The 25,775-nt window shown below is 62.0% G+C and carries 28 protein-coding genes; 14 read left to right on the forward strand and 14 right to left on the reverse strand.

Annotated features, from left to right (window positions below):
* Nucleotides 1–74 precede the first annotated feature (74 nt).
* On the reverse strand, nucleotides 75–1,994 hold the full coding sequence (ilvD, locus tag AAZQ98_RS15325) for a dihydroxy-acid dehydratase (RefSeq protein ID WP_434693472.1): 1,920 nt from the start codon (nucleotides 1,992–1,994) through the stop codon (nucleotides 75–77).
* A gap of 85 nt (nucleotides 1,995–2,079) precedes the next feature.
* On the opposite strand from ilvD, the gene AAZQ98_RS15330 reads away from it, so the two are divergent.
* Nucleotides 2,080–2,859, forward strand: a complete 780-nt coding sequence (locus tag AAZQ98_RS15330) for a helix-turn-helix transcriptional regulator (protein WP_426734791.1) — start codon at nucleotides 2,080–2,082, stop codon at nucleotides 2,857–2,859.
* A 270-nt stretch (nucleotides 2,860–3,129) separates the two neighbouring features.
* Here the strand turns inward: AAZQ98_RS15330 and AAZQ98_RS15335 are convergent, their stop codons facing one another.
* Nucleotides 3,130–3,879 carry an alpha/beta fold hydrolase gene (locus AAZQ98_RS15335; RefSeq protein ID WP_434693475.1) on the reverse strand — a complete coding sequence of 250 codons (750 nt, stop codon included), beginning with the start codon at nucleotides 3,877–3,879 and terminating at the stop codon, nucleotides 3,130–3,132.
* 116 nt (nucleotides 3,880–3,995) lie between these two features.
* On the opposite strand from AAZQ98_RS15335, the gene AAZQ98_RS15340 reads away from it, so the two are divergent.
* Genes AAZQ98_RS15340 through AAZQ98_RS15360 form a run of 5 tightly spaced genes read left to right on the forward strand, consistent with a single transcriptional unit; the run spans nucleotide 3,996 to nucleotide 9,698 of the window.
* Nucleotides 3,996–4,721, forward strand: coding sequence for an NUDIX hydrolase (locus AAZQ98_RS15340; protein WP_400290873.1), 726 nt, complete (start codon nucleotides 3,996–3,998; stop codon nucleotides 4,719–4,721).
* A gap of 51 nt (nucleotides 4,722–4,772) precedes the next feature.
* The gene (gene nadA / locus AAZQ98_RS15345; RefSeq protein ID WP_434693477.1) at nucleotides 4,773–6,056 is read left to right on the forward strand and encodes a quinolinate synthase NadA; all 1,284 of its coding nucleotides are present in this window, start codon (nucleotides 4,773–4,775) and stop codon (nucleotides 6,054–6,056) included.
* The gene (locus AAZQ98_RS15350) at nucleotides 6,053–7,696 is read left to right on the forward strand and encodes an L-aspartate oxidase (protein ID WP_434693479.1); all 1,644 of its coding nucleotides are present in this window, start codon (nucleotides 6,053–6,055) and stop codon (nucleotides 7,694–7,696) included. Before nadA ends, AAZQ98_RS15350 begins: the two co-directional genes overlap by 4 nt.
* Nucleotides 7,693–8,559: a carboxylating nicotinate-nucleotide diphosphorylase gene (gene nadC / locus AAZQ98_RS15355; RefSeq protein ID WP_434693481.1), complete on the forward strand. Its 867-nt coding sequence runs from the start codon at nucleotides 7,693–7,695 to the stop codon at nucleotides 8,557–8,559. Before AAZQ98_RS15350 ends, nadC begins: the two co-directional genes overlap by 4 nt.
* Nucleotides 8,556–9,698 carry a cysteine desulfurase family protein gene (locus AAZQ98_RS15360; protein WP_434693484.1) on the forward strand — a complete coding sequence of 381 codons (1,143 nt, stop codon included), beginning with the start codon at nucleotides 8,556–8,558 and terminating at the stop codon, nucleotides 9,696–9,698. The genes nadC and AAZQ98_RS15360 overlap by 4 nt, the downstream gene beginning before the upstream one ends.
* Nucleotides 9,699–9,862: 164 nt before the next feature.
* On the opposite strand, the gene AAZQ98_RS15365 is transcribed toward AAZQ98_RS15360, so the two are convergent.
* Nucleotides 9,863–11,038 carry a hypothetical protein gene (locus tag AAZQ98_RS15365; protein WP_434693487.1) on the reverse strand — a complete coding sequence of 392 codons (1,176 nt, stop codon included), beginning with the start codon at nucleotides 11,036–11,038 and terminating at the stop codon, nucleotides 9,863–9,865.
* 300 nt (nucleotides 11,039–11,338) lie between these two features.
* Nucleotides 11,339–12,766 (reverse strand): D-alanyl-D-alanine carboxypeptidase family protein, encoded by a 1,428-nt coding sequence (locus AAZQ98_RS15370; RefSeq protein WP_434693489.1) that lies wholly within the window; start codon nucleotides 12,764–12,766, stop codon nucleotides 11,339–11,341.
* A gap of 449 nt (nucleotides 12,767–13,215) precedes the next feature.
* Here AAZQ98_RS15370 and AAZQ98_RS15375 point away from each other — a divergent pair, with 449 nt between their 5' ends.
* Together AAZQ98_RS15375 and AAZQ98_RS15380 are read left to right on the forward strand one after the other, a co-directional pair.
* Nucleotides 13,216–13,725: a GNAT family N-acetyltransferase gene (locus tag AAZQ98_RS15375; protein ID WP_400290887.1), complete on the forward strand. Its 510-nt coding sequence runs from the start codon at nucleotides 13,216–13,218 to the stop codon at nucleotides 13,723–13,725.
* A 69-nt stretch (nucleotides 13,726–13,794) separates the two neighbouring features.
* Nucleotides 13,795–14,271, forward strand: coding sequence for an SRPBCC domain-containing protein (locus AAZQ98_RS15380; protein ID WP_434693492.1), 477 nt, complete (start codon nucleotides 13,795–13,797; stop codon nucleotides 14,269–14,271).
* A gap of 13 nt (nucleotides 14,272–14,284) precedes the next feature.
* On the opposite strand, the gene AAZQ98_RS15385 is transcribed toward AAZQ98_RS15380, so the two are convergent.
* From AAZQ98_RS15385 to AAZQ98_RS15405, 5 genes are all read right to left on the reverse strand, one after another.
* Nucleotides 14,285–14,878: a dihydrofolate reductase family protein gene (locus tag AAZQ98_RS15385; protein ID WP_434693495.1), complete on the reverse strand. Its 594-nt coding sequence runs from the start codon at nucleotides 14,876–14,878 to the stop codon at nucleotides 14,285–14,287.
* A gap of 109 nt (nucleotides 14,879–14,987) precedes the next feature.
* A complete protein-coding gene (locus AAZQ98_RS15390) occupies nucleotides 14,988–15,671 on the reverse strand; it encodes a hypothetical protein (RefSeq protein ID WP_434693497.1) in 684 nt (227 codons plus the stop codon).
* 122 nt (nucleotides 15,672–15,793) lie between these two features.
* Entirely contained in the window at nucleotides 15,794–16,252 is a 459-nt protein-coding gene (locus AAZQ98_RS15395) for a MarR family winged helix-turn-helix transcriptional regulator (protein WP_105658053.1), read from the reverse strand.
* Nucleotides 16,236–17,369 carry an LLM class flavin-dependent oxidoreductase gene (locus AAZQ98_RS15400; RefSeq protein WP_434693498.1) on the reverse strand — a complete coding sequence of 378 codons (1,134 nt, stop codon included), beginning with the start codon at nucleotides 17,367–17,369 and terminating at the stop codon, nucleotides 16,236–16,238. Before AAZQ98_RS15400 ends, AAZQ98_RS15395 begins: the two co-directional genes overlap by 17 nt.
* 216 nt (nucleotides 17,370–17,585) lie before the next feature.
* Complete coding sequence (locus tag AAZQ98_RS15405; RefSeq protein WP_434693500.1) at nucleotides 17,586–17,819, reverse strand: hypothetical protein; 234 nt, start codon at nucleotides 17,817–17,819, stop codon at nucleotides 17,586–17,588.
* Nucleotides 17,820–17,906: 87 nt separating this feature from the next.
* Here AAZQ98_RS15405 and soxR point away from each other — a divergent pair, with 87 nt between their 5' ends.
* Nucleotides 17,907–18,416: a redox-sensitive transcriptional activator SoxR gene (gene soxR, locus AAZQ98_RS15410; protein ID WP_434693502.1), complete on the forward strand. Its 510-nt coding sequence runs from the start codon at nucleotides 17,907–17,909 to the stop codon at nucleotides 18,414–18,416.
* Here soxR and AAZQ98_RS15415 read toward each other — a convergent pair.
* Together AAZQ98_RS15415 and AAZQ98_RS15420 are read right to left on the reverse strand one after the other, a co-directional pair.
* A complete protein-coding gene (locus tag AAZQ98_RS15415; RefSeq protein WP_434693504.1) occupies nucleotides 18,397–19,074 on the reverse strand; it encodes a response regulator in 678 nt (225 codons plus the stop codon). The two genes, soxR and AAZQ98_RS15415, sit on opposite strands and share 20 nt — an antisense overlap.
* A gap of 15 nt (nucleotides 19,075–19,089) precedes the next feature.
* Nucleotides 19,090–20,439: a sensor histidine kinase gene (locus AAZQ98_RS15420; RefSeq protein ID WP_434693505.1), complete on the reverse strand. Its 1,350-nt coding sequence runs from the start codon at nucleotides 20,437–20,439 to the stop codon at nucleotides 19,090–19,092.
* Between the two features lie 139 nt (nucleotides 20,440–20,578).
* Here AAZQ98_RS15420 and AAZQ98_RS15425 point away from each other — a divergent pair, with 139 nt between their 5' ends.
* Both AAZQ98_RS15425 and AAZQ98_RS15430 read left to right on the forward strand, forming a co-directional pair.
* The gene (locus tag AAZQ98_RS15425) at nucleotides 20,579–21,502 is read left to right on the forward strand and encodes an ATP-binding cassette domain-containing protein (RefSeq protein ID WP_434693506.1); all 924 of its coding nucleotides are present in this window, start codon (nucleotides 20,579–20,581) and stop codon (nucleotides 21,500–21,502) included.
* Nucleotides 21,499–22,293, forward strand: coding sequence for a hypothetical protein (locus tag AAZQ98_RS15430; protein ID WP_434693507.1), 795 nt, complete (start codon nucleotides 21,499–21,501; stop codon nucleotides 22,291–22,293). Before AAZQ98_RS15425 ends, AAZQ98_RS15430 begins: the two co-directional genes overlap by 4 nt.
* Before the next feature lie 71 nt (nucleotides 22,294–22,364).
* Here the strand turns inward: AAZQ98_RS15430 and AAZQ98_RS15435 are convergent, their stop codons facing one another.
* Genes AAZQ98_RS15435 through AAZQ98_RS15445 form a run of 3 tightly spaced genes read right to left on the reverse strand, consistent with a single transcriptional unit; the run spans nucleotide 22,365 to nucleotide 23,704 of the window.
* On the reverse strand, nucleotides 22,365–22,802 hold the full coding sequence (locus tag AAZQ98_RS15435; protein ID WP_434693509.1) for a DoxX family protein: 438 nt from the start codon (nucleotides 22,800–22,802) through the stop codon (nucleotides 22,365–22,367).
* The gene (locus tag AAZQ98_RS15440) at nucleotides 22,795–23,217 is read right to left on the reverse strand and encodes an organic hydroperoxide resistance protein (protein ID WP_105658061.1); all 423 of its coding nucleotides are present in this window, start codon (nucleotides 23,215–23,217) and stop codon (nucleotides 22,795–22,797) included. Before AAZQ98_RS15440 ends, AAZQ98_RS15435 begins: the two co-directional genes overlap by 8 nt.
* 34 nt (nucleotides 23,218–23,251) lie before the next feature.
* Nucleotides 23,252–23,704: a MarR family winged helix-turn-helix transcriptional regulator gene (locus AAZQ98_RS15445; RefSeq protein WP_434693512.1), complete on the reverse strand. Its 453-nt coding sequence runs from the start codon at nucleotides 23,702–23,704 to the stop codon at nucleotides 23,252–23,254.
* A gap of 230 nt (nucleotides 23,705–23,934) precedes the next feature.
* Between AAZQ98_RS15445 and AAZQ98_RS15450 the strand changes: the two genes are divergently transcribed.
* The 3 genes from AAZQ98_RS15450 to AAZQ98_RS15460 all read left to right on the forward strand — a co-directional run bounded on the left by AAZQ98_RS15450 (nucleotide 23,935) and on the right by AAZQ98_RS15460 (nucleotide 25,759).
* Nucleotides 23,935–24,387, forward strand: a complete 453-nt coding sequence (locus AAZQ98_RS15450; RefSeq protein ID WP_434693514.1) for a hypothetical protein — start codon at nucleotides 23,935–23,937, stop codon at nucleotides 24,385–24,387.
* Between the two features lie 93 nt (nucleotides 24,388–24,480).
* Nucleotides 24,481–25,086, forward strand: coding sequence for a DUF305 domain-containing protein (locus AAZQ98_RS15455; RefSeq protein ID WP_434693516.1), 606 nt, complete (start codon nucleotides 24,481–24,483; stop codon nucleotides 25,084–25,086).
* A gap of 34 nt (nucleotides 25,087–25,120) precedes the next feature.
* Entirely contained in the window at nucleotides 25,121–25,759 is a 639-nt protein-coding gene (locus tag AAZQ98_RS15460; protein ID WP_434693518.1) for a CueP family metal-binding protein, read from the forward strand.
* The last annotated feature ends 16 nt before the right edge of the window (nucleotides 25,760–25,775 follow it).

A 25,775-nucleotide genomic window follows, 5' to 3' on the forward strand; every position in this document is an offset into this window, starting at 1 on the left:
TTGGAAACAGAACAGGCCCGGACCTCTTATTCGCATAAGTGGTCCGGGCCTGTTGCCGTGGTCAAGCCTTCTGGCTAGATTTGGGCTGCGCTTTGGGCAGCGGCTTCACGCTCATCGGCTTCGCGCATGGCACGCTCCACGCGGTCCACGTCGCGGACCGCACCCTTGTCAGCGGACAACGCCATGGCGGCGTAGGCGCGCAACGCAGGGGAGACCACGCGCTCGCGGCTCTTCGGGCGGTAGCCGGTGGTCGCGATCAAGCGCTCGCGGCGCTGTGCCAAGACCTCGTCAGAGACGTTCAGGGTCAGCTCGCGGGTAGGGATATCGATGGAGATGGTATCGCCATCTTCCACCAGGGCGATCATGCCACCGGAAGCGGCCTCGGGGGAGACATGTCCGATGGACAAGCCCGAGGTACCACCGGAGAAGCGGCCATCGGTGATCAGTGCGCAGGCCTTGCCCAGGCCGCGACCCTTGAGGAACGAGGTGGGGTAGAGCATTTCCTGCATGCCCGGCCCGCCCTTGGGACCTTCGTAGCGGATGACTACTACGTCGCCTTCCTTCACCTGCTTGTTCAGGATCTTCTCGACGGCCTCATCCTGTGATTCGCAGACCACTGCCGGACCGGAGAAGGTCCAGATCGAAGGGTCAACGCCAGCGGTCTTGACCACTGCACCGTCCACGGCGATATTGCCGCGCAGTACGGCCAGGCCGCCGTCCTTGGAGTAGGCGTTCTCAACCGAGTGGATGCAGCCTTCTGCATCATCGGTGTCCAGCGCCGCCCACCGCTCGGACTGCGAGAAGGCGGTGGAGGAGCGCACGCCGCCCGGGGCCGCGTGCCACAGGTCGAAGGATTCCTCCTTGGCCTTGCCGCTGCGGATATCCCAGTCATCAAGCCATTCGCCCAGGGTTGCCGAGTGAACCGTGTGCACGGTTTCATCCAGCAGGCCGCCGCGGCGCAGCTCGCCGAGGATCGCGGGGATGCCACCGGCACGGTGGACATCTTCCATGTAGTAGATGGTGCCGTTGCCGGCAGTGTTGGGTGCAACCTTGGCCAGGCACGGGACACGGCGGGACACTTCATCGATCTCATCGAGGCCGAATTCCACGCCGGCCTCGCGGGCGGCGGCCAGCAGGTGCAAGATGGTGTTGGTGGAACCGCCCATGGCGATATCCAGCGCCATGGCGTTGCCGAAGGCCTTCTTGGTGGCGATGCTGCGTGGCAGGACCGTCTCGTCGTCTTCGCCGTAGTAGCGGTTGGCGATATCGACTACCAGCTTGCCGGCGTTTTCATAGAGGTCCTTGCGGGCCGTGTGGGTAGCCAAGGTGGAGCCGTTGCCCGGAAGGGACAAGCCCATGGCCTCGGTCAGGCAGTTCATCGAGTTGGCGGTGAACATGCCCGAGCAGGAGCCGCAGGTCGGGCAGGCCGACTCTTCGATGCGCAGCAGGTCTGCATCCGATACGTTCTCGTTCACGGCCTCGGAGATGGCATCCACCAGGTCCAAGGTGCGCACGGTGCCGTCTACCAGGGTGGCGCGGCCGGCTTCCATGGGACCACCGGAGACGAAGACCGTAGGGATGTTCAGGCGCAATGCGGCCATCAGCATGCCCGGGGTGATCTTGTCGCAGTTCGAGATGCAGATCAGCGCGTCGGCACAGTGGGCATTGACCATGTATTCCACGGAGTCGGCAATGAGGTCGCGCGATGGCAGCGAGTAGAGCATGCCGCCGTGGCCCATGGCGATGCCGTCGTCCACGGCGATGGTGTTGAATTCGCGGGGGATGCCACCGGCGGCAGTGATGGCGTCGGAGACAATGCGGCCTACCGGCTGCAGGTGGGTGTGCCCTGGAACGAATTCAGTGAAGCTGTTGGAGACAGCGATAATCGGCTTGCGCCCGAGGTCAGCGCCGTTCACGCCGGCTGCGCGGAACAATGCGCGAGCGCCGGCCATATTGCGGCCATGGGTGACAGTGTGTGAACGAAGTGTGGTCATACCTAAAATCTCACCATATATTTGCCCTCAAACCCAGACGGTGACGATACTAGTAGTACTACTACCATGCAATGAGGTTTACCCCGTGACTCCAAGTCAAAGACGTCGCGAAGAACTCGCCGCGTTCCTCAAGGACCGCCGGGCCCGGGCTGACAGGGCTTCCCATGGACTGCCGGAGATCGGGCGCAGCCGGGTGCGCGGCCTGCGCCGCGAAGAAGTCGCCACCTTGGCCGGCGTTTCTGTTACCTGGTACACCTGGCTTGAGCAGGCCCGCGACATCAATCCCTCGCGCCAGGTTCTGCAGTCCTTGGCACGGCTGTTCCGGCTCACCCCGGTGGAATCCTCGTACCTGTTTTCTCTGGCAGGGCACGGTGAGCTTGACCCGATTGGCACCGGCGGCATGACTCCAGCCCTGCAGCGTTTACTCGATGCTTTGCAGTTCCCGGCCTTCCTGCTCTCCGCCGACTGGACCATCCTGGGCTGGAATGAAGCCTATGAACAGCTGTATCCGCGGGTGGCTTCATTGGACAGCGAAGATCGGAACCTGTTGTGGCTGGTTTTCACCGATGCGCAATTGCGTGAGATGCTCCCGGATTGGGAAGTGCAAAGCCGCGGTTTCGTGGGAAGCTTCCGTGCCGAAACGCGTGGATGGCTCAGCCCGTCGGGGGAGAGCGGCATCGTTGCGCGGGTCTCGGCGGCCTCCCCGGAATTTGCCGCAATCTGGAATGAACGCGACGTTGCAGGTTTCCGCACCGGCGAACGGGTGTTCCGGCATCCTAAATTGGGGCTGACGCGCTACGAGCAGCACAACCTGACTCCTACCGAAGCCACGGACTTGACCCTGTTGATGTACACGCCGCTTTAGCACAGGTTCGATCGCCGAAGTAGCGGCAGGGAATGGGAAGAGATTCGAGATCGCTAGGCTTGAACGCTTCGAATCAATTAACCGCTAAGGGCCACAGCGCTGATCGCAACGTGCAGCGAACAGGAGCACTTCCATGTTCGGTTCCAGTTCGGAAATGCAATAGTCGGCGCTGAGCTGGCTAAGGCTCGTCTGGAAACCCGGACGAGCCTTAGGCCGGATAGTTGAATAGGCTCAAGGCAGCGGAGGCATGCATTAAAGGAGGGGCCGGAGCTAAAGGCTCACGAACTCAAGCGCTCTCTCTTTGAACTCGCGACTGGTCACGGCGTTGGCGTGATTGCGACCTGACAGCCACAGCACTTCATTGCGTGTTCCTGCGTCCTTCAGGAGGCGACGCAAGTGCGGCATGGTCGTGGCGAGATCATCTTGGTCTCCAGCCACTAGCAAGGTCGGGACTGACGGCACCTTGGCGGCAGGGTCATACGGCTCGGACTTGATTGCTTCAATCAGCTCAAAGAGCGCCGATAGATCATTGGACGGTTCAGCCTCGGCAATCCGCATGATGGCGGCGGTGTAGTCGTCATGGATCTTTTCGCCCGTCTCGACGTAGGCACGGGCCTGGCCCAATTCGAAGGCGGCCAGCGGATCACCGGCTCCTGGACCCCCGATGACCAGATGATTCACCAAATCCGGATTGAAAGCGGCGAACTCCCAAGCCAGCCGGGAACCCAAAGAGTAGCCGATGACGTCTACGGGACCATCATCCAGATCCATCACGATGGCAGCCAGGGCCTGGCGAATCTGGCTTGGCGCCCAGCTGCCGTCATTGCGGCGAGGATCTTCTCCATGGCCGGGCAAATCAACCAGAAGGACATCTCGTCCTGCATCAGTGAAATATTTCAGCCAACGCGAGCGGTCCCAATTCAGTTCGCCGGATGAGGCGAAGCCGTGGATGAAAAGCACGGATGGGCTTTTCACCTCAGCGTTTGCGCGAACCACTCGAAGATTCAGATCCAATGTCATGCCATTGATCATAGGCCATTCACCCTCGAAATGTGATCTGGGCTAGCGCCTAAAGATCGTTAATGTCAGAATGACTCTAACGAATCCGAATGTGCTGAAAACGAGGCAAATAAGAAATGTCATCCGTACCGGGTTGGGCGAACGTCGACGAACGCCGCAACCTCCCGCCCGCTCTTGCGGTTTCCACTGTGATCCTGGGAATCCGTGAAGGCAAGGATGGCGGACCCGACAAACTCTGCTTGCCAGTGGTACGCCGCATTCGCCAACCCCACACCGGAATGTGGGCGCTGCCAGGCGGACCAGTTGATCCGCGGGAATCCCTCGGCCAAGCGGCCGGGCGCAACCTTGCCGAGACCACGGGCCTGCGCCCCACCTATCTGGAACAGCTCTACACCTTCGGCGATATCGACCGCTCGCCAACGCACCGCCTCGTCACCATCGCCTACTTTGCGCTGCTGAACGCCGACCAGGTCGGTGCCACCGTCCAAGACGACAACGTGGCCTGGTTCGATATCGATGATCCGCAGATTGCCCAGATGGCTTTCGACCACCGGAAGATCTTGGACTACGCCATGTGGAGGCTGCGCAACAAAACCGAATACGGGCAGATAGCCCATCGGCTGCTCGGCGAACGCTTCACCCTGGCGGCCCTGCGCGGAGTCTATGAAGCCATCCTCGGACGCCGTCTGGACCCTGCGAACTTCCGCCGAACGCTCAAGAGCACGGCATCTATTGAGGAGACCGACGAATACCTAGCTGGCGGACAGCACCGGCCACCACGGCTATACCGCTACGTAGGCCACGGACCGGACCCGTTGGAAGTCGACCCGCTGCACGACTAGCAAGCACCATCCATACTTTTCACCGTCATCCTGCAAGAAACGGACGAACCCATGAGCACCCAAACCACTGACAACGCCAACGCCTCGGTAGCCCAGAACATCGCTCGGCTCAATCTGCTGGCTCCGGCTTCCACCTGTTCCACCGACCTGGCCTCCAACCCGTGGGACACCCCTGCAGGCTACGGGCCAGGTGCCTCCCAAGAGGATTCGGTCCCAGCGGGTTACCCGGTGCAGGGTTCGATCCCGGAGGAATACCTGGAGGCCAGCGACGCAGAGCTTGATACCCGCATCAGGGCAGCCAAGGAAACCCTGGGGGACAGGGCAGTGATCCTCGGGCACTTCTACCAGCGCGATGAAGTTGTGAAGTACGCAGATTTCGTGGGTGACTCCTTCCAGCTGGCCAACGCCGCATTGACCCGCGACAAGGCCGAAGCCATCGTGTTCTGCGGGGTGCACTTCATGGCCGAAACGGCAGATATTCTCAGCCGTGAGGACCAGTCGGTGATCCTTCCGAATCTTGCAGCAGGCTGCTCCATGGCGGACATGGCAGACGGTCCGAGCGTGCAACAGTGCTGGGAAGAGCTCACCGCCCTGTATGCGGATGAAGCCGATGACGGGCGGATGCCGGTCATTCCGGTGACCTACATGAACTGCTCTGCAGAGCTCAAGGCCTTTGTCGGTCGCAACGGCGGACTGGTCTGCACATCCTCCAACGCTGCAACTGTTCTTCATTGGGCTTTCGAGCGTGGTCGCCGTGTCCTGTTCTTCCCGGACCAGCACCTTGGACGCAACACCGCTAAGGCGATGGGCATTTCCCTGGAGCAGATGCCGATGTGGACTCCGCGCAAGGAATTAGGCGGGAACGAAGCCACCACCCTGCTCGATGCCAGGGTTATTTTGTGGCATGGCTTCTGCTCCGTGCACAAGCGCTTCAACCCCGCGCAGATCGCCAAGGCGCGTGAGGATTTCCCCGGCGTGCGCGTGATTGTGCATCCTGAATGCCCCATGGAAGTTGTGGACGCGGCAGATGAAGCAGGCTCTACCGACTACATCCAAAAGGCTATTGCCGCTGCTACCGAGCCAACTGCTTTTGCCATCGGCACCGAAATCAATATGGTCAACCGCTTGGCTGCCCAGTACCCGCAGCACAACATCTTCTGCCTGGACCCGGTGATCTGCCCGTGCTCCACGATGTACCGGATCCACCCGGGCTACCTTGCCTGGGTGCTCGAAGAGCTGGTTGCCGGACGAGTGGTCAACCAGATTTCCGTGCCGAAGGAACAGCAGGGGGATGCAAAGATCGCCCTGGAGCGCATGCTAGCTGCCAAGCCATGAGCCAGGGGCAACAAGAACCGAAGAAGCTGGTGATCGTCGGCTCCGGTGTGGCCGGCCTGTGCGCTGCCTTGCAAGCTGTAGAGCTGGGTATCCAGCCGGTAGTGCTGACCAAAGGCAAACTAGGGGACTCGAACTCCGAGCTCGCGCAGGGCGGGCTATCAGCTGTTACCGGAGCATCCATGGCCCAAGGCGACTCCGTGTCCAAACACGTTGCCGACACGCTCAAAGCTGGCGCGGGCCACTGCGGCGTGGGACCGGTGGAACACCTGTGTACCTCAGGCGACGAGCTAGTGCAGGCTTTGGAATCCTATGCAGTGGCCTTTGACCGCGATGCAGACGGTGCCTACCAGCTTGGCCTTGAAGCCGCGCACAGCGCGCACCGGATTCTGCATATCAACGGGGATGCCACCGGCGCTTCACTGGTGCAAACCCTGGTTGGTGCCGTGCGCCAGCAGGAGACTGCCAAGAAGCTCAGTATTATCGAGGACGCGCTTGCCACCGAACTGCAGCTGCAGGACGGAAGAGTCTCAGGGGTGCACTACTTGCGCCACGATGCACAGCAGCTGCTCTCGTCCAGCGCAGTGCTGCTGGCTACCGGCGGACTGGGCCAGTTGTACTCAGCGACCACCAATCCCCGAGGAGCAACCGCCGACGGCCTGGGACTGGCCGCCCGGGCCGGTGCTGTCATCGCGGATGCCGAATTCGTCCAGTTCCACCCAACGCTGGTTGACCCGGCCCGATATCCCGAAGCCGGGATGGTTTCGGAAGCCGTCCGTGGCGAGGGCGCCATCCTGGTCAATGACGCAGGGCAGCGGTTCATGCCTGGAATTCACCCGGATGCTGAGCTGGCACCTCGTGATGTCGTGGCCCGAGGCATCCATGAGCAGATCAAAGCCGGACACCAGGTGTACCTTGATGCGCGGGCCGTGGAAGAAACGCGCGGCGCAGGATTCCTCGCTCGCCGTTTCCCATCGATCACCGCCAAGCTCGCGAATTGCACCGTGGGCGGCGCCGGCCTGGACATGGCTCATGACCTGATTCCGGTGGTAGCGGCCCAGCACTACTTCATGGGCGGGATCTACACCGACACGTCAGGACGAACCTCTGTCCCCTGTCTTTATGCGGCCGGCGAATGCGCCAACACGACAGTTCACGGTGCCAACCGCCTAGCCAGCAATTCCTTGCTGGAGGCCATGGTTTTTGCGCGGAACGCCATTGCCGCCATGGCCGGCGAAGCTCCCGACACCGGGTGCGATATCAGCAGGCTGGTGGTCCAGGAGATCAGCGCGCCAACTCCACAAGCACCCCTGGATCTTGACCAGTTGCAAACGGCAGCCAGCAGCAAACTTGGCGTCTACCGGACCGGCGTGCAGCTCGAAGAAATAGTCCAGCTGCTAGCAACGAGCGCGCCTGTAGCTGCCACTGCGCGCGAGCAATCGGAACTGCGCAACCTGTGGATCACCGCACGGATCATCGCCGCAGGTTCCATGGCACGCACCAAAAGCCTGGGTGCGCACCATCGCTTGGATTCAACCGAATTCACCAGCAGCCAGCCAGATGAGGGCGTGCGCTATGGCTGGACTCTGCACCCAAGCGAGCTGGACAATGACAACCTTTTGAGCAAGGAATTGAACGCGTGAACACTTCGACCCATCCGGTACCGAACGCCGCCATGGACCGCATCATCGAGCTGGCGCTCGCCGAGGACAATCCGCGCGGCGACATCACCGCGCTGACCATCGTTCCCGAAGGTGCGACAGCGACTGCTGTGGTGCAGGCCCGCCAGCCAGGCGTACTCTCCGGAGGTGCGGTATTCACCCGGACAATGCAGCTAGTGGATCTGCAGCTGGAGGTAGAGCAGGTGATTGCCGACGGAAACACGTTTGCCGCCGGTGACAGCCTGCTCAAGGTCACCGGGCCGGCGGCGAGCTTGCTGACCGCTGAACGCGTGGGGCTCAATCTCCTGCAGCGCATGAGTGCCGTCGCCACGGCGACCGCTGAGCTCGTCGGCCTGGTTGCGCATACCAAAGCCCGCATCGTCGATACCCGGAAAACTACGCCAGGCCTTCGCGTCCTTGAACGCTACGCAGTGCGCTGCGGTGGAGGAGTCAACCACCGGGACAACCTGTCGGATGCTTTCATGGCCAAGGACAACCACCTGGCTTTGCTGGATAACGGAGAGCAGCTTACCGCTGCCCTGAAGTCGGTACGTGCGCGGCTGGGGCACACCACGTCGATGGAAGTTGAAGTGGATTCAATTGCGCAGATTCCAGCAGTGCTCTCCGCCGGCGTGGATATCATCATGCTGGATAACTTCGATCCGGCGGACATTCCCGCAGCCATTGAACTGATCAACGGGCAAGCGGTGGTCGAAGCCAGCGGAAATATCAACGCCGCAACAGTCGTGGCTGTCGCTGAAGCTGGTGTTGATGTCATTTCCTCGGGGGCCATTACGCACTCGGTGAAAGCGATTGACCTTGGACTGGATATGGTTATTGCATGATCTACATGGATGCCGCATCCACTGCGCCGCCTCGCCAAGACGTTCTCGACATGCTCAATCCGTTGCTGACCAAAGATTTCGGCAATCCGGCATCTTTGCATGAAGCAGGGCAGCAGGCCAAGCGGGCTAACGACTGGGCAAGAACCCAGGTGGCTAGCCAGCTGGGCGTGGCAGCAGAGGAAGTCTATTTCACTTCCGGCGGCACCGAGGGGGCCAATGCTGCCGTGATCGGGGCGGCCTTGGCCAACCCCCGCGGACGCGTGGTGGTCTCCAGTTCCATTGAGCATCCAGCGGTACTGGAAGCCTGCAAGTACCTTGTTGAATTCCACGGATTCGAACACCGCATCATCCCGGTATCGGCCACGGGGCTGGTCGATCTGGATGCGGCCGGCGCGCTGATCGATGCAGCTGTTGCCGTGGTTTCGGTGATGGCAGTGAACAATGAAGTGGGCACCATTCAACCGGTTGTGCAGGTTGCCCAGCTGGCCCGCAACGCTGGGGCGATCATGCATACGGACGCCGTGCAGGCTGCCGGCTGGATCGATCTCAAGCCGTTGTGCGCCGCTGTGGACGCATTGAGCATTTCCGGGCACAAGGTCGGTAGCCTCAAGGGCAGTGGAGCACTGTACCTGTCCGCCAAGCATCGCTTTGTGCCGCTGCTGCACGGTGGCGGACAGCAGGGCGGAATGCGTTCGGGAACCGAGAACCCGGCCGCTGCCGTGGGCATAGCTGTGGCATTGCAGGCAGCGAGCGCACAGCGCGAAGCAGGACTGGGCGCGAGCTTTGGCCCGTACTTGGTTGAACGGATTCTCAAGGAGCTCAATGCCAAGCATCCGGGCAGCGTCCAGCTGACAGGGGATCCGGAACATCGTGTTGGAGGCATAGTCTCCTTCGTTTTCCCGAAGACCGCGGGCGAAACTGTGCTGATTGAATTGGCCCGCAGGGGAGTCCTATGCTCTTCAGGTTCTGCTTGCGCAGCAGGCTCGACCGATCCTTCGGCGGTACTCACTGCGATGGGCTATGAAGAAGAACTGGCCCATACAGCTGTCCGTCTTTCGTTCACGCGCACCGCGAAAGAAAATGAGATCAGCCAGGTGGCCTCGGCTGTAGTTTCCTGCGTCTCCGGGCTCTTGAAGTAGCCAATTCGATAATCTCTGCAGGCTCGATTAATTCTGCGAGCCGCAGCAAATATGCCGCGAGTACTCTTCGCATATGGTCGTGCACTAGTGCTTCGGGAACGGAATATTCCCCAAAAACTGTGAAGGCAAGTTCCAACTAATGGGGAATATCCGAGTTCGCCTGATTAGCAGTCGTCTGTCTCCGGCTGATCGCCGGTGGTGGCTGCGGGTAGTGCCCGGTGGCGTTCGGCGCGCTTCAATCCTGCCATTCGTCCGCTAGCGGCACCGGCCAGTGAAGAGCCGAGATTCTTCGCTTTGGATACGCCAGCTGATGCCCCGGACAGGCTGCCTTTCACCAAGTTGCTATCGCGCACGGAGCCCGCCACTTTTTGCGCCTTGTCGAGGGCGGACGCGCCTGCTGAGGTCAGTGTCGTGGAAAGGCCGTGTTCAGCCTCGGCCGCGTCCAAATCATGCAGCGCAGCCAAGTACTCTGCCGCGTCAACCAGCGGTGGCGGGAGTTCGCGCAGATGCTGCTTGAGCCTACTGGACTGCACCTTGAGCGTGACAAAAGTCAGCCCACCAGAGACCACTCCGCCAACGACGGGAACAATCTTGCTGACACTCTTGGCGAAGCTTTGCTTGGTGACATTAACGCCAATCAACTTCAGCGTTTGTTTCATCGGGCCGTACCATGCTGTTTTGGTTAGAGCCTGTTTCGCGAGATTCTTCTGGATAGCCGGTCCAGCTACCTGGAAAGCAAACCGGCCGACCGTGGTAGACGCACCGCTGACTCCCATCATCACGCCGAGGAAACCGGCGAGTTTTCCCAGCGTTTCATCGTCGATGTGTTCCACGTCGTCCAGGAAGGATTGCCAGCCGTAGGTGTAGGCGATCTTCTGCATGACCCTGAATGCATGGATGTAGAACTGGGTGATGTCCGCCGGGATCGTACCGAACATGAAAAGCCCACCAGGCAATCCACTGGCAAATGACAAGGCAGTGGACTTGCGAGTTTCGAAATCAATGGAATTGGAAGCAATATCGTCAAGGATCTCTGGCCCGATCCCGGCTGCAGCTGGGTTGGTCGAGACTGCGCGTTCTATCTGCTCGCGGCTCAATCCCCTTTTGTGGAGCTCTGCAGTGAGAAAGTGCTCGCGGTCGATTTTCACACCCCTGAGCCGGATAACTTTCTTGAGGAAAACGGTAGCGAATTGCTCGGCATCCAGATTTTGATCCTTGAGCATGCTGGCAAGGGTCTCGTCAGCATCTGGACCAGACTGCGTAGCACTTGGATCAGCAGTGCCTAGCTCGGCCTCCTGCTGGCTGGCAAGATCCGGCTTCTCATTCGTATTCTCCTGCAATCTATTTCCCCCAAATGTATGTGCTGGAAACCAGCGGTGCGAAGTGTAGGCGAGTCGCTCACAGCTTATCCAATACGCGCCAGAAAGCAGGATCCTAGAGGAACCATGAAGCGGCGAAACCACCTGCGAATTGGTGATCAGTGAACCTGTCGTTGTTCGACACAACAGATGGAGGCCCGCACTTAAGAGTGGTGTTGCTGCACCACAGCCCAAGAAAACGGTAAAAGAGAGATAGACGATTCATTCGAAAATGAATCGTCTATCTCTCAATCTGCGGATGCGCTGGTGTGGTCCAACCAGCTAGCGCAAGTACGTGCCGGAGACCCAGCCGTTCTTCCCGGCATACTTCACCGGGTACCAGCCGGACTTCTTCGAGCCGCGGATGGTCACCGTCTTTCCTTTGGGAATAGTGAGGATGACACGCTTGCTTGTTCCCGCACCACTGCGCATGTTCAGGTTCGCGATGGTCTTCTTAGACGAGGACTTTGAGCTCTTGGGCTTGGTGGCCTTCGGTGCAGTCCCGGAGGAGGAGAAATTGCTCAGGTAGGTGCCCGAGACCCAGCCATTCTTCCCTGCGTACTTCACCGGGTACCAGCCGGACTTCTTTGCGCCGCGAATGGCGAGCTTCTTGCCATTCGGAATAGTCAGCACGACGCGATGGCTGGTGCCTGCCCCGGCACGCATATTCAAGTTCGCAGTGGTCTTGGCAGACTTGGCATTGCTGGTGCTCTTCTGAGGCGAGCTCTTCTTCGAATCCTTCTTCGGTGCTGCCGGCATCGAGATGTTCTTCAGGTACTTGCCCGATACCCAACCGGTTTTCGAGCTGTAGCGAACCTGGTACCAACCGGACTTCTTGGATCCGGTCAGTTGGACGCTCTTGCCTTTCGGGATGGTCAGCAACAGGCGGTTCCCGGCGCCTGCCCCGGTGCGCATATTCAGATTCGCGGTGGTCCGCGCCGTGCCCTTGGTCTGCTTGGGAGTGCTCTTGGCTTTCTTGCCAGAAACCCCATAGTAGGATTCGAGGCTCTTGGCGCCAGAGTTCTTCACGCTCTTGGCCAAGGAGGTACCCAGGTAGCGGAAGTGCCACGGCTCGTAGGAGTAGCCCGTGACGGATTCCTGGCCCTTCTGGTAGCGCATGATGAAGCCGTACTTGTGTGCGTTCTTGCCGACCCACTTGCCCACGGGAGTGTTGGCGAAGCAGGCCTGCAAACCGCAAGCGCCGTTGGCATTTCCCACGTCAATGGCCAGGCCAGTCTGGTGCTCGCTGGTGCCCGGTACAGCGGAGATGCGTGATGCGTAGCTCTTGCCATAGATGCGGGTGTAGTAGTTGAACAGCTCAGCCTGGCGGTTGTATGAACGATAACCGCTGACAGCCCGGATCTTGACGCCGTCCTTCGCAGCTGCCTTGGCCATCTTGCTGTAGGCCTTGGCCGCCGAGGACTTCAGCCGGACATTGGTGCCCTTGACCGCTACCGTCTTCGGTGCGTACTTAACGGGACTGAGCGGGTACTTCTTGTTGACGAAGACGTCATCCTTGCTCGGATTGCGCTGGATTTTCTTGGCGGCAATCTGCAGTCCGCTATCAACTGCCAGTGCCTGAGCCTGTACCGCTGAAGTTGCTGGAGCAGGGGCTGCGGCTAGTGCCGGGGTTGCCGGAAGCACTGTTGCCAGCAGTGCGGCCGACAGGACGGCAGCCATTGAAGTCTTGAACGCCCGAGGCAGTTTCATGGAACTCTCCGATAGAGGTGACAAGCGATGCGACCATCATTCCATCATCTATCCATGACTCGTTCAAGACGTTACTGCAAACGTTAGAGAAGGAATAGTCTCGTTGGACCCATCTTTTGAATCAACTAGCGGGGCAGTTCCGCCCTTGGCGCCAGAGGCCGGCAACCAGTGGCTGCTGGCGGTGCGGAGATGGATAAACGGCCTCCCACTTGAGGCACCGCAAGTTTTTCCGGGGCCATGACAGCAGGGTCTTCGCAACTGGGTTTTCCAGTCGGCCAGGCGCGCCGCAAGGAGCACGGCCTGGGAAAATGCTCGCTGAACATTGCTTGCAAGAAGTCGCAATCCTCACGCCAGCCGCCAGGAAAATGCCCCGTTCATGGAGTCAAGTTGGTGGAAGAACACGAAGGGCCAATTTTTCTAGCTCGGCGAGATTTGGTAGGTTTGCGTGCATGCGTATCCGTCCAGAAGTCTTCGATGACCGAGCTGCGGTGTATGCAATAACCCATGCTGCGTTCTCCGGCATCGATCCGATGGTTGAGCCTGAGGAAGTCGGACTGCTGCAGCGTCTATTCGACTGCGACCAGTACGATAACCGTTTCTCAATCGTTGCCCTGGATGACACAACGGTCATTGGGCACGTCATCGCTACATGGGGAGAAGTGGACGGGGAACCCTTGCTGGGACTCGGCCCGCTAGCAGTCGCCCCGGAATACCAGCACCGAGGTGTCGGGTCGATCCTGATGCAAGAAATTCACGACAAGGCCGAGCAAGAAAGCATCAGCGGTATCGTTCTGCTGGGCGCCCCTGGCTACTACCGCCGCTTCGGCTACGAAGCGGCGCAAGGTCGCGGGATCCTGCCCACGCGCACCTCATGGGGCGAGCACTTCATGGTGCGGGTCTTCGACGATAACCGCCTGCCGCGAGGCAACTACCGCTATGCCAAGCCGTTTGGCGTCTAAGCGCTAATTTTCGCTGGGAATTTTCCCATATCTATTGTCACTAGTGCTCTTCGGGCGTAAACCTGTCTTATGGAACCACATGAAGAGCTTCGCGAACTGTCCTTCACCGTGTCGGGAATCATTTCCAAATCGATCAGGCAAGTATACGAAGCTGTGGCTGATCCAGAACAGCTTTCCCATTACTTCACTACCGGCGGAGCAGTCGGGCACATGGAAAACGGTGCTACCGTAACCTGGGACTTCCATGATTTCCCCGGCCCGTTCCCGGTCAAGATCGTGGAAGTGGAAGAGCCAAAGCGCATTGTCCTGCAATGGGGCGGCCAGCAATCCACCGCTGCCGATGGCATGAATACCGTGACGTTCGAATTCGCTTCTCTGGAAGACAGCACCCGAACCAAGGTGACCATCAGCGAGGCCAGCTGGGTGGCGACCTCCGAAGGAGCCAAGGCCGCCTTTGGGAATTGCGAGGGCTGGACCGGGATGCTGGCCGCGATGAAGGCGTGGCTGGAATACGGGATCAACCTCCGCGAGGGGTTCTACAAATAGCCGGGATCGGCAGCTAGCGGCGGCGCTGGTAGTAGACGTGCGTGGCAAGCGTCGTCTCGCGACGCGACACGCGGTCCATATGCGTTTCTATATCTTCAATGCTGATCGGTTCGCCATGCCCAAGGCGGATGGGCGCGATATGCAGCCGCAGCTCGTCGATGAGGCCGGCTCGCAAGAACTGCACAATGGTGTTTGCCCCACCGGCGATGGCCACTGGATTCTCTCCCGCCGCTTCCTGGGCTTCGGCGAGGGCTTCCTCAATCCCATCGGGGACGAATTGGAAGCTGGTCCCGCCCTCCAGGCAGAGCATCGGCTTGGGGTGGTGGCTGAGCACGAAGACCGGGGCATGGTACGGAGGGGTCTCTCCCCACCACCCGATCCAGTCGGCGTCTTCCACCCCGGCTGGAGGGCCGAACATCTTGCTCCCCATGATGAAAGCCGAGGCCTGGGTAATAGCGGAAATTTCCGCCTGGTTCTCTTCGAGGCGCTCAAACTGCCAGCGGTGCAGGGCTTCGGCTCCCTCGCCCAGCGGATTATCCATGCTCTGATGGGGTCCAGCGCAGAATCCGTCCAGGGAGACGGTGACATCGCAAACTACCGAGCCCATGGCAAATGCCTCGATTCAACCTGTATGCCGGAGGGAGAGTGGCTACTCCTACAATGAACCTGCCCGGAGGCAGAATCAAGCCCAGACTCGAGACAATGCAGCCGGACGCCTAGCTCTCCACGTCTTTTGGCACACCGGCAACATTCCACAGCGACAAGTGGTATTTCCGGATCAGCGCTGCTTCCAGGAGCAGGGCCGCCTTGCGGTGGATGCAGGTGACCCATCGGCCTTCAAGATTCAAGCGGTCGATGGCCAGGCGTGCCACTTGCTGGATTGAGCGGGATTCACCGCGGTCCGCCTCGATTGCCAAGTCCCGCAGCCACTGGGGATCCGCTAGTCCTTCGTCAAAAGCGTATTTGCCCATGCCGGAGGTCGCGCCCTTGCCGCTGGAATAGATCTTCAGTCTTCCGCGAAGTCCCTTTCCGCTGCGTTCGCCAGCCTGGCCCACGTAGATTGGCTCATGGTCCGAGGCGCCCGCGCGGCGGAACATGTAGACGCCCGGGGCCACTGGAGCCGAGTCCGCGGTGGCTTCAAAGGAATCCCACGGCGACCAGTCCAGGGATTCAATGACCTGGTCGTCAATGGGCGTGAGGGAAATTTCCAGCCCCGGCGCGCCGGCGAACTGAAGCTGGGTCTGCAAAGCGGCGGAGACATGCCAATTGCCACCTGGCTGAGGCGGCTTCTGGATGGCTCCCTTGGGACGATGCTGGCGCAGATAGCTGCGCAACTCCTTGGTTTCTACGCCAAGGGTGCTGGCAGCTTCTTCCAAGCTGAATAGCTTTTCGTCCTTCAAGAGTGTTCTGCCTTCTGTGCGCCGTGATTGAACAGTTGATGCTGAATCAATTTAATCCCATGGAATGCCCGGGAGCCCTGAAGGAGCTGCCTATGGCATGTCCTTCCGGGCGGGGGCAAACGCTACTGCACCGCTTCACGCAGTTTGGTGCTCAAGCGTTCCAACTCATGGAATTCTTCTTCGGTCAGTGCGGTGCCCAGCAAATTGTGCAGATGCTTGACGTGCTCCCTTCCGATTTCCTGCTGGAGCTTGCGGCCTGCTTCGGTCAGCGAGAGCTGCATGGCACGGTGGTCATCCGGGTCGGCCTCGCGAACTACCAGCCCCTGGTCTTCCAATCGGGTGACCATGCGGCTGAGGCTGGGCTGCGAAATCAGCAACTGCTTGTTCAGGTCGACCATCCGGCTTTTGCCGCCGGGGCAGGTGCGCAAGTTGAACAGCACGTCGTACTCGCGCATGGACAGCTTGCCGAACTCCGGCATTGCGGTGATCTGGCGCATGACCGCCACCTGTGCCCGGAAAAGCGCTTCCCAGGCATCGGTGGCGACCTTCAATGAGGCTGCTGGATTACTGGTCCCGGTCACTTGCTACAGGCTCCTTGGTGTTTGCTTGCTCAGCTTCCAGTTTAGCGTCGCGAGCAGCAACCAATCCCGCATGGGTAGGAGCCGGGGTAAGGTCCTTCGGTGCCCGGGAATCCATTTCCTTGCGCAGTTCAGGCAGCACGTACTCGCCGAACAGGTCCAGCTGGTTCAGCACGGTCTTCAGCGGCAGGCCGGCATGGTCGATGAGGAACAGCTGGCGCTGGTAGCTGCCGAAGTACTCCTGGAAGGACAGCGTCTTCTCCAGCACCTGCTGCGGGGAGCCAACGGTCAGCGGGGTCTGGGAGGTAAAGTCTTCCAGCGACGGGCCGTGGCCGTAGACCGGGGCGTTATCGAAGTACGGGCGGAATTCCTTGACTGCCTGCTGGGAATCCTTGGCCATGTAGAACTGGCCGCCCAGGCCAACCACGGCCTGGTCGGCGCGTCCGTGCCCATAGTGCTCGTAGCGCTCGCGGTACAGGTTGATCAGCTGCTGGTAGTGCTCCTTTGGCCAGAAGATGTTGTTGGCGAAGAAGCCGTCACCGTAGTAGGCGGCGATTTCTGCTACCTGCGGGGTGCGGATCGAGCCGTGCCAGACGAATGGTGCCACGTCATCGAGCGGGCGCGGGGTGGAGGTGAAGTTCTGCAGCGGGGTGCGGAACTTGCCTTCCCAGTTCACCACGTCCTCATCCCACAGGCGGCGCAGCAGGTGGTAGTTCTCCACGGTCAGGTTGACCGAGTCCTGCATGTTCTTGCCGAACCATGGGTAGACCGGCCCGGTGTTGCCGCGGCCCAGAGCCAGGTCCACTCGGCCATCTGCCAGGTGCTGGAGCATGGCGAAGTCCTCGGCGATCTTCACCGGGTCATTGGTGGTGATCAGCGTGGTCGTGGTGGAAAGGATGATGCGCTCGGTCTGGGCGGCAATGTAGGCCAGTGTGGTGGTAGGGGAGGAGGAGAAGAACGGGCGGTTGTGGTGCTCGCCGATGGCGTAGACGTCCATGCCGATTTCTTCGACCTTCTTGGCGATCGCCACCGATGCGTCGATGCGCTCTTTTTCGGTAGGGATGCGGCCGGTAGTCGGGTCGCGGGTGATGTCGCTGACTGAGAATACTCCGAATTGCATGTCCACTCCTGTTTTCCTGGTGCAAGCGTTATGTCCTGCCACCAATTTATATGCGTATGCATGTAATAACAAGTTGATGCGTCAAATATTCCCGGGCCCCTCGGAGATGTTTCTTCCTGGGGTGCACCGGCTGCCTGGTGCCCGCCGCGCTCCCGGCAACGTGCAATGAGTCACTGAGCAACGCGCCAATGAGCCAATGAGCCAATGAGCAATGAGTCAACGGCGGGTGGGGATGAAACCGCCGCCCCAGAACAAGTTGCCTTGCTCGTGGGCCGGTTCCAAGGAGGGCTGCCCTGGCGCGCACTGGCAGTTGCGTCTGTGCTTGCGCAACTGGCGCAAAGCCCGTCGCAGCTGGCGCGCAGTCAGCGTGGACCCGGTATCCGTACCGGACTGCTGCTCCTGGATGCGAGCGAACAGGATGGTGCATGTCGGAATCTGGGTTGCGTTCATGAGTTGGCCTTTCGTAGAAGTTCGTACGACAGCCAACAGGCTCCAGCTAACTTGAGGTCAAGCGGCCGGACCTGAATAATTCCTCATATGACATCCTCCAGCGACTCCGCAGTTCCAACAAGGAAAAGCCAATTAGGCATCGGGGATCTCGCTCGGCGCGCGGGAGTATCAGTGGCCGCGATCAGGTACTACGAGTCGCGGAACCTGATTTTCTCCACGCGGACCAACGGGAACATGCGCGTGTTCCCCAAGCACACGCTGCGCAGGCTGGCGATTATCGCTGCTGGCCAGCGCGTGGGCCTGACCCTGGCTGAAATCGCCGGCACGTTGGGCGAGCTGCCCGAAGACCGGGCGCCGCGGCAGAGCGAATGGGAGCAGCTCAGCACGCATTGGAAGCAGATCATCGATCGCCGCATGCTCCAGCTCGAATCGCTGCGGGATTCGCTGGATGGATGCATCGGCTGCGGATGCCTGTCGATCAAGAATTGCTCGCTGGTCAACCCCGGAGACGAGGCTGCCGCGGAAGGCGAAGGCTCTCGCTGGATCCGCAAACTCGATGCGAACTCCAGCCACGGGGTTACCGGCGCCGTGGAGTGACGATTCCGCCCTGATAGGCGATCAGCGCGGCCTCCACGCGGTTGCGCGCACCGAGCTTGAGCAGGATCGCGGTCATATGCCCCTTGACTGTCGCCTCGGTGAGCACCAGCCGGGCGGCAATCTCCGCATTGGACAGGCTCTGGCCCACCAGCGCCAAGACCTCGCGTTCTCGCACGGTCAAGCCATGGACCAGGGCACGGGCCCGGGCCTGCGCGGCGGTGTCGATCCCGCGCACCTTGTCGATCACCCTCCGGGCAATGCGCGGGGAGAGCGCCGCGGCGCCTTCGGCCACCGCATGGATGGCGCCAAGCAGTTCCTCGGGTCCCGAGCTCTTGAGCATGAATCCGCAGGCTCCGCCGGACATGGCCCGGTCGATGTATTCCTCCTCGCCGAAGGTGGTCAGGACCAGCACCTTGGTTTCCGGAACCTGGCCCAGGATGGCTTCCATGGCTCCCAGTCCGTCGAGCTGCGGCATGCGGATATCCATCAGGATCACCGAGGGGTCCAGGCGCGCGGCCAGCTCGATGGCGCGCACCCCGTTCTCCGCTTCCCCGGCAATGACGATGCCCGGGTCGCTGGACAGGATCGCGCGCAGCCCGGCGCGGATCAGCGCATCGTCATCCACCAGCAGGACGCTGACGGGGGTATCCATGCTCATCTGCAGTTCCTTTGGCTAGCCGGCGGGGTAGAGGTGGTCGGTGGAAACCAGTACGTTATCGGCGAAGCACAAGCGGAACATCTCGCTGCCCAGATCCAGCAGCCCGGTCCGGGCCGCAAAGTAGCGGCACTGCGCATCCCCTGGCCGTGCCGGCTCGTCGATCACGGGAAGCGGCTCATCCAGGCCCGGGGCGTGGACCAGCGAAGCAACCTGCCGTGCGTCCATGCCCACCGAGAGCTTCTGGAAGTCCGAGGGGTGCAGGGCGGTGGCCTGGTAGGTGGCATGCTGCAACAGCAGCAGGGCCGCGGCAATCACCGTGACGGCGAGGACCGGCATCAGCACCAGCATCGAGGTGCTCGTGCGCTTCACCGGCGGCTGCACCCCGGCAGGCGCCGGGTGCGGGGATGCCTGGGCAATGGAAGCGCGCAGTTCGAAACGCTCCTTGGTGCGGTGCACCGCCAGCGAGCCTCCGGCAGCTTCGAGGGTGCCGCGCAGCGAAGCTATCCCGGTGGCCCCAACCCGGCTGGGAGGCAGGGGGCCATGCAGCGGATTGGAAATGCTCAGCACCGCCTGCTCCGAACGCGTATCGAGATCGAGGTCCACCTCGGCGTGCGGCGCGTACTTCGCCGCATTGGTCAACGCCTCCTGGGCCACCTGGTGCAGCACCGCGGCCCACCGGATGGATCCGGGGGCCTGGGGCGAGGGGCCCTTCCGGGAGAAATTGATCGTCATGCCCTTGGCCCGGGCCTGTTCGACCAGCTGCTCCAGCGATGAACCTGCCGGGCCCAGCGGCGCTTGTTCGCCGTCCTCGTGCAGCACCCCGATGATCTGGTGCAGATGCTCAATGGACTCATCGGCCTGCTCGCGGATCCGCTTTGCCTGTTCGTAGGCCGGCGTGCCCTTTTCCAAGGACACCTGCAGCCCGCCGGTGGACAGCGCCAGCAGCGCCAGATCGTGGCCCAGCTGGTCATGCATGGCTTCGGCAATGCGCGCCCTTTCCCGCAGCTCGGCTTGCACCACCACATGCCGGCGCTCCTGGCTGCGGAACAGCACCGCATTGCGCCGCGCCCGGCCCGCCCACCAGGGCAGCAGTGCAAAGAGCACCAGGCCGGTAAGGATATTCAGTGCGAAGGCCAGCAGGCTCAGGTGCGAGGACCATGCCAGCGTCACCCCGGAGGCCAGCGTTCCTGCCCCGAGGGCCAGCAATCCATGGGCCAGCGCGGACACATGCCGTCCGGCCAGGTAGCTGCAGGCCGCGGCCAGGGGAGCGAGCACAACCCAGGCCCCGTTCGTGGAGAGGGGAACCAGATAGGCGCACAGAGCCAGCAGCAGCAACAGGACCGGCTGCTTCCACGAGGTAGTCATGATCAACATGCTACGCAGAAACGGCGCAGCCAGACACCGACCAAGGTAGGGGTTGGGGCCGCGCGTTGGCCGACTTCCAGCCGGTGCGCGGCGGCCCGGGCGAATCCTAGGGTTGAGCGCAGAACCAAAGGAGCACACCATGATCGCACTTGAAGCGCTGAGCAAGGACTTCGGCGCCACCCGCGCAGTCAATGCGCTGACCGCCACCATAGAACCCGGGCAGGTGACCGGATTCCTCGGACCCAACGGGGCCGGCAAATCGACCACCATGCGGATGATCCTCGGACTGGACGCGCCAAGCAGCGGGCGGGCACTGGTCAATTCGGTTCCCTACGCGCAGCTGCGCTACCCGCTGCAGGTTCTCGGAGCGCACATCTGCGGCACGGCGGGGCACCCGGGGCACACCCCGCGCACCTTCCTCGCATCCCTGGCGCAAAGCAACCGGATCCCGGCAACCCGGGTGGATGAGGTGCTGGCCGACGTCGGGCTGCAGTCCGTGGGCGCCCAGCGGATCGGCGGATTCTCGCTGGGCATGCGCCAGCGCCTGGGCATTGCCGCGGCGCTGCTGGGCGACCCCGAGATCCTGGTCCTGGACGAGCCGATGAACGGGCTGGATGCCGAAGGGATCGTCTGGATCAGGCAGCTGCTGCGCGCCCGGGCGGATCGCGGCGGGACCGTCTTCGTCTCCAGTCACCTGATGAGCGAGGTGCAGCAGGTCGCGGACCAGCTGATCCTGATAGGCCGTGGAGAGCTGATCGCCCAAGCCCCCACCAGGGAGCTGATCAGGCAATTCACCCAGCAGGTCATTACGGTGCGCTCGCCGCAGCTCGCGGCGCTCGCCGGGCTCCTGCAGCGACCGGGCATCGAGCTGAATGCTGCCGAGGACCGGCTGGAGGTCATCGGCCTGCCGCTGGAAAATGTCGGTGGGCTGGCCTTCGCCCATGGCATCGAGCTGCATGAACTGAGCGTTGCCCACGGATCGCTGGAAAACGCCTACAACCAATTGACGCATGGCATGGTGGAGTACTCCGCCGAATCAGCTAGGGGAGCGGGAAGCAAATGAGCACGCTGCAGATCAAAGAATCCGCATCCGGATACCTGGGCGCAGGGCTGCTGGCGGCGGCCCGCGCCGAGGCCGCTAAATTCTTCGGGCTGCGGTCGCTGCTCTGGCTTTATGGCTCGGGAATCACGCTGGTCATCGCCCTGGGGTGGCTGCTGGGTGCCAGCGCGAAAGCCAGCGGGGACAATGGCTTCGACACGGCGATGCCCGCCCCGCTGATGGTTTTCGCAACCCTGCAATTCGGCCAGCTGTTTTTCGCTGCCGCCGCGGCCCTGCACATCACCAGCGAGTACTCCAGCAGCACCATCACCACCTCCTTGCAAGCGGTACCGCGCCGCGGGCTGCTGCTGGCAGCGAAGTCGCTGCTGCTCGCCGGGCTCGGTTTCGCTGCCGGGGTGGCGTTGATCGGAGTGGGCACCATTCCGGCAGCGCTCAGCGCGGGGCCGTACGGGGCATTCGACGTCTCCGATCTGGTTTCGGCCTGCCTGGGCGCCGGAACCTACCTGGCGCTGCTGAGCTTGATGGTGCTCGGGCTCGGGTTGCTGTGCCGGAACTCGGCCGGGGCAATCGTCTCGGCGATCATGCTGGTCATCGGGCTGCCGCAGATCCTGCAGCTGATTCCATTCCAGTGGGTGCAGACGGTGGCTGACTACCTGCCCAGCAATGCGGCGACGTTCATGGCCACCGGCGCCACCGAACCCTACGGGCCGACGGTGGCGCTGCTGGTGCTGGCAGGCTGGGCCGTGGCCCTGCTCGGAGCCGGATATGTTTCGCTGAAGCGGCGCGACGCCTAGCCGCAGGCAGCGCACAGCGGGGTATCGGGCGTGATGCCCGATACCCCGCTGTACGCACTTTTCTGGCGTTGCTAGGTCTTGGGCCGAAGCTGGGCCCGGTCCCGCCATGCGGCGGTGCTCCACAGGGCGAGCGCCACCAGCGCTGGCTGGAAGAAGAGCCGGGCAAGCCGTTTCCCGTCGGTGTCCAGGCCGAACGCGTCGCGTCCCTCCTGCCACTGGGCGAGATTGCCGGGGAACACCGCGACGAAGAAGAGCGCCGCGATCCAGCCCACGGCGACCCGCTTCTTGAGCAGCGCCAGCAAGGAAAGTCCCAGGCCGATTTCGGCGACACCGGAAAGGATGACCGTCAGGTCCGGATCCAGCGGGACGAAGTCAGGGACCTGCGCGCGGAATTCCTCGCGGGCAAAGCTCAGGTGGCTGACCCCGGCGAAGACCAGGAATGCCCCGAGCGCACTCCGTGCGCCGTGCCGGGCAAATCCCAGGGGTTTCGCCGCGGGAGACCTAGTCATCGCTGACGCTGACCAGGACATCGATGTTGCCGCGGGTGGCATTGGAGTAGGGGCAGACCTGGTGGGCCGCGTCGGCCAGTTCCTGGGCCAGCGCAGGTTCCATGCCGGGAATGATGACTTCCAGCTCAACCGAGAGCTTGAATCCGTTCTCTCCGTCGCGGTTCAGGTGGACTCGGCCGCCGACGCTGGAGTCCTCGATCTTGACCTTGCGGCCGCGCGCCACCATATTCAATGCCGAGTGGAAGCAGGCGGCGTAGCCCGCTGCGAACAGCTGTTCCGGGTTGGTGCCGGCTCCCGAGCCGCCCAGCTCTGCCGGGGAGGCCAGGGCCAGATCGAGCTTGCCGTCCGGGGTCTGGACGCGGCCTTCGCGGCCTTGGCCGGTGGACAGGGATTCAGCGGTGTACAGGGTTTCCATGAAACTGCCTTTCGATGAGGGGGAAATCTGGTAGCTATTTTCCGGAGGGTTGGTCCGGAGCAGGGATTTGCTGCATGGAGGCGGTGATGCGGTGCAGGGATGCCAGCAGCGCTTTGGCGCTTTCCATATCCGGCAACCCGGTGCCGCAGGCAATCTGCGCCGGGATATGCGCCAGTTCCTTGCGCAGGGATAAGCCAGCGGGGGTCAGGCGGACGTTGACGACGCGGCTGTCCTGGTCATCGCGCTGGCGTTCGATGAAGTCCTTTTGTTCCAGCCGGCGCAGCAGCGGGGACAGGGTCCCGGAGTCCAGCTGGAGCATCTCGCCGATTTCACGCACCGGCTTATCGCCTTCGGACCACAGCGCAACGAGCACCAGGTACTGGGTGTAGGTCAGCTGCCAGGGGGCGAGCAGCTCGGTATATGCGCGGGTGGTGGCCCGGCTGGCCGAGTAGAGGGAGAAGCACACCATGTCGTCAACTATTGCCATGGAATAATGATTGCACGCAATTCAATTGTGCGCAACTTAAATTATTGATTCGCCAGGCACGGCGCTGCGCGGACCGCAGAACGGGGGCTTGGAATCGGATTTGGAATTGGAGCCGGGCCGGCACTGGAATCGGGGAAAACGACGGGTCGGAGCACCGGCAGGGATCTTGTCCCGCCGGCTGATGGGGTCATGTTTCGCGCCCTTGCAGTGGCGTCGCTAAGCTGGGAGCCATGAGCATCGGCAACTACCTGGCGAAGGCCGGAGGGCGCACCTGCCCCCGCCTGGCGGTAGTCCGCTCGCTGCTGCTGATCAGCGCGGTGCTTTTCGGCTTGTTCTCGATGCATGTGATGCATCATGGAGCCTCGGCGCAATCCCCGGCCACGGCCACGGTCCCGGCCCCGGTCGCGCAGGCGTATCCGGCTCACACCCAGCCCGCGCACCATGCTCCGCCAGCCGATGCAGGCGGCGGAGAGCAGGGCTGCACCGACTGCCCGATGGGCCATGAGATGGCCGCCGCCGGTTGCGTCTTGGCGCTGCTGGCCATGCTGCTGTTCCTGCGGCCGCCGCAGACCGTAGCCGTTCTCCGGACGGTGTTCCCGCGGACCTTGTGCGCGGCACCGGAACTGCGGGGGATCGCACCGGATAAACCCGATCTGGTTGCGTTGGGGATCTGCCGAACGTGAGAGCTTGGCCGGTCGATGCACTGGCCTCCAGCTAGTTCCGGCGCCGCCGCAGGCGGGCGCCGCTCACGTTCCAGATCCACCAGGAGAATCACCATGAACAAGCAGACCCTCATTTCCAGCGCCCTCGTACTGGGTGCAACGCTCGCCCTCGCCGGATGCGCAGGGGAACCATCAAGCACCGAGGCGCCCAGCGCCTCGGCCTCCGGTTCGCATTCCGGGCATTCCATGGACCAGTCCGCATCGGCCAACGACGCCGATATGGCCTTCGCCGCGGGCATGAAGGTGCACCACGAACAGGCGATAGAGATGTCCGGCATCCTGCTGGGCAAATCCGGGATTCCCGCCGAGGTGGCATCCCTGGCCGAAAGGATCCAGGCTGCGCAAGCCCCGGAGATCGAACGCATGGACCGCTGGCTTTCCGAGTGGAATATGCCCGGCGGGATGGATCACGGGGGCATGGACCACGGCGACGGGATGGTCCCGGAGGAGGGCATCAAGGCGCTGGAAGACGCGACCGGCTCCGACGCTGCCCGGCTCTTTCTCGAGCAGATGATCATGCACCACGAAGGCGCCGTGGAGATGTCCAAGACCGAGATCAGCGAGGGAAGCTACCCGGCGGCCATCGACCTGGCCCAGCAGATCGTTGATTCCCAGACCAGGGAAATCACTGAGATGAAGCAGCTGCTTGAGACGCTGTAGCCCGGAATTGGAGACAGGAAGATTGGGAGTGGCCATGTCCGAGAAACTTGCCGGCGGCAAGAGCTACCGTGCCCGCATTGCGGCCAGGGGCGCCGGTTCGCTGCTCGCGCTGGCCGTGCTGGCCGGATGCAGCACCGCCACGGCACCCGTCGCGCAGCCCGAGCCTACAGTAGTTGCAGCCGAGGACACCGGTCAGTTCCTCGCCGAACTGGGACTGGAAGGACTCGACGCCAAGGCGGCCATCGACCGGCTCGATCGCTTGCCGCAGGAGCAGCGGCCGGAGAACTTCACTGCCATGGTGCAGCCAACGCAGCTGGTGCTGGCCGATGCGTCGGGACGCACCGCGAACCTGCCGCTGCCGGAAGGCCAGTACTATCTTTCGGCCGCGCCCTATGTGGACCAAACGCACAGCTGCCATTTCCATAGCCTCACCACCTGCCTTGGGCAGCTGCAAGGCAAGGAGATGGAGGTCAAGGCCGTGAACGCCGAGACCGGCGAGATGCTGGTGGACCAGGGCATGGAAACCTTCGACAACGGATTCATCGGCCTCTGGGTTCCGCGGGGAATCACGCTGGACCTTGAATTCACCTACCAGGGGAAGAGCGCCAAGACCACGGTGTCTACCGCCGGGCAGTCCAGCGCAACCTGCCTGACGGAGCTGCGGCTGGTCTAGGGCCAGCCGCCGCGGA

This window comes from Glutamicibacter sp. Je.9.36 (genome assembly GCF_051129975.1).
Lineage (GTDB): Bacteria > Actinomycetota > Actinomycetes > Actinomycetales > Micrococcaceae > Glutamicibacter.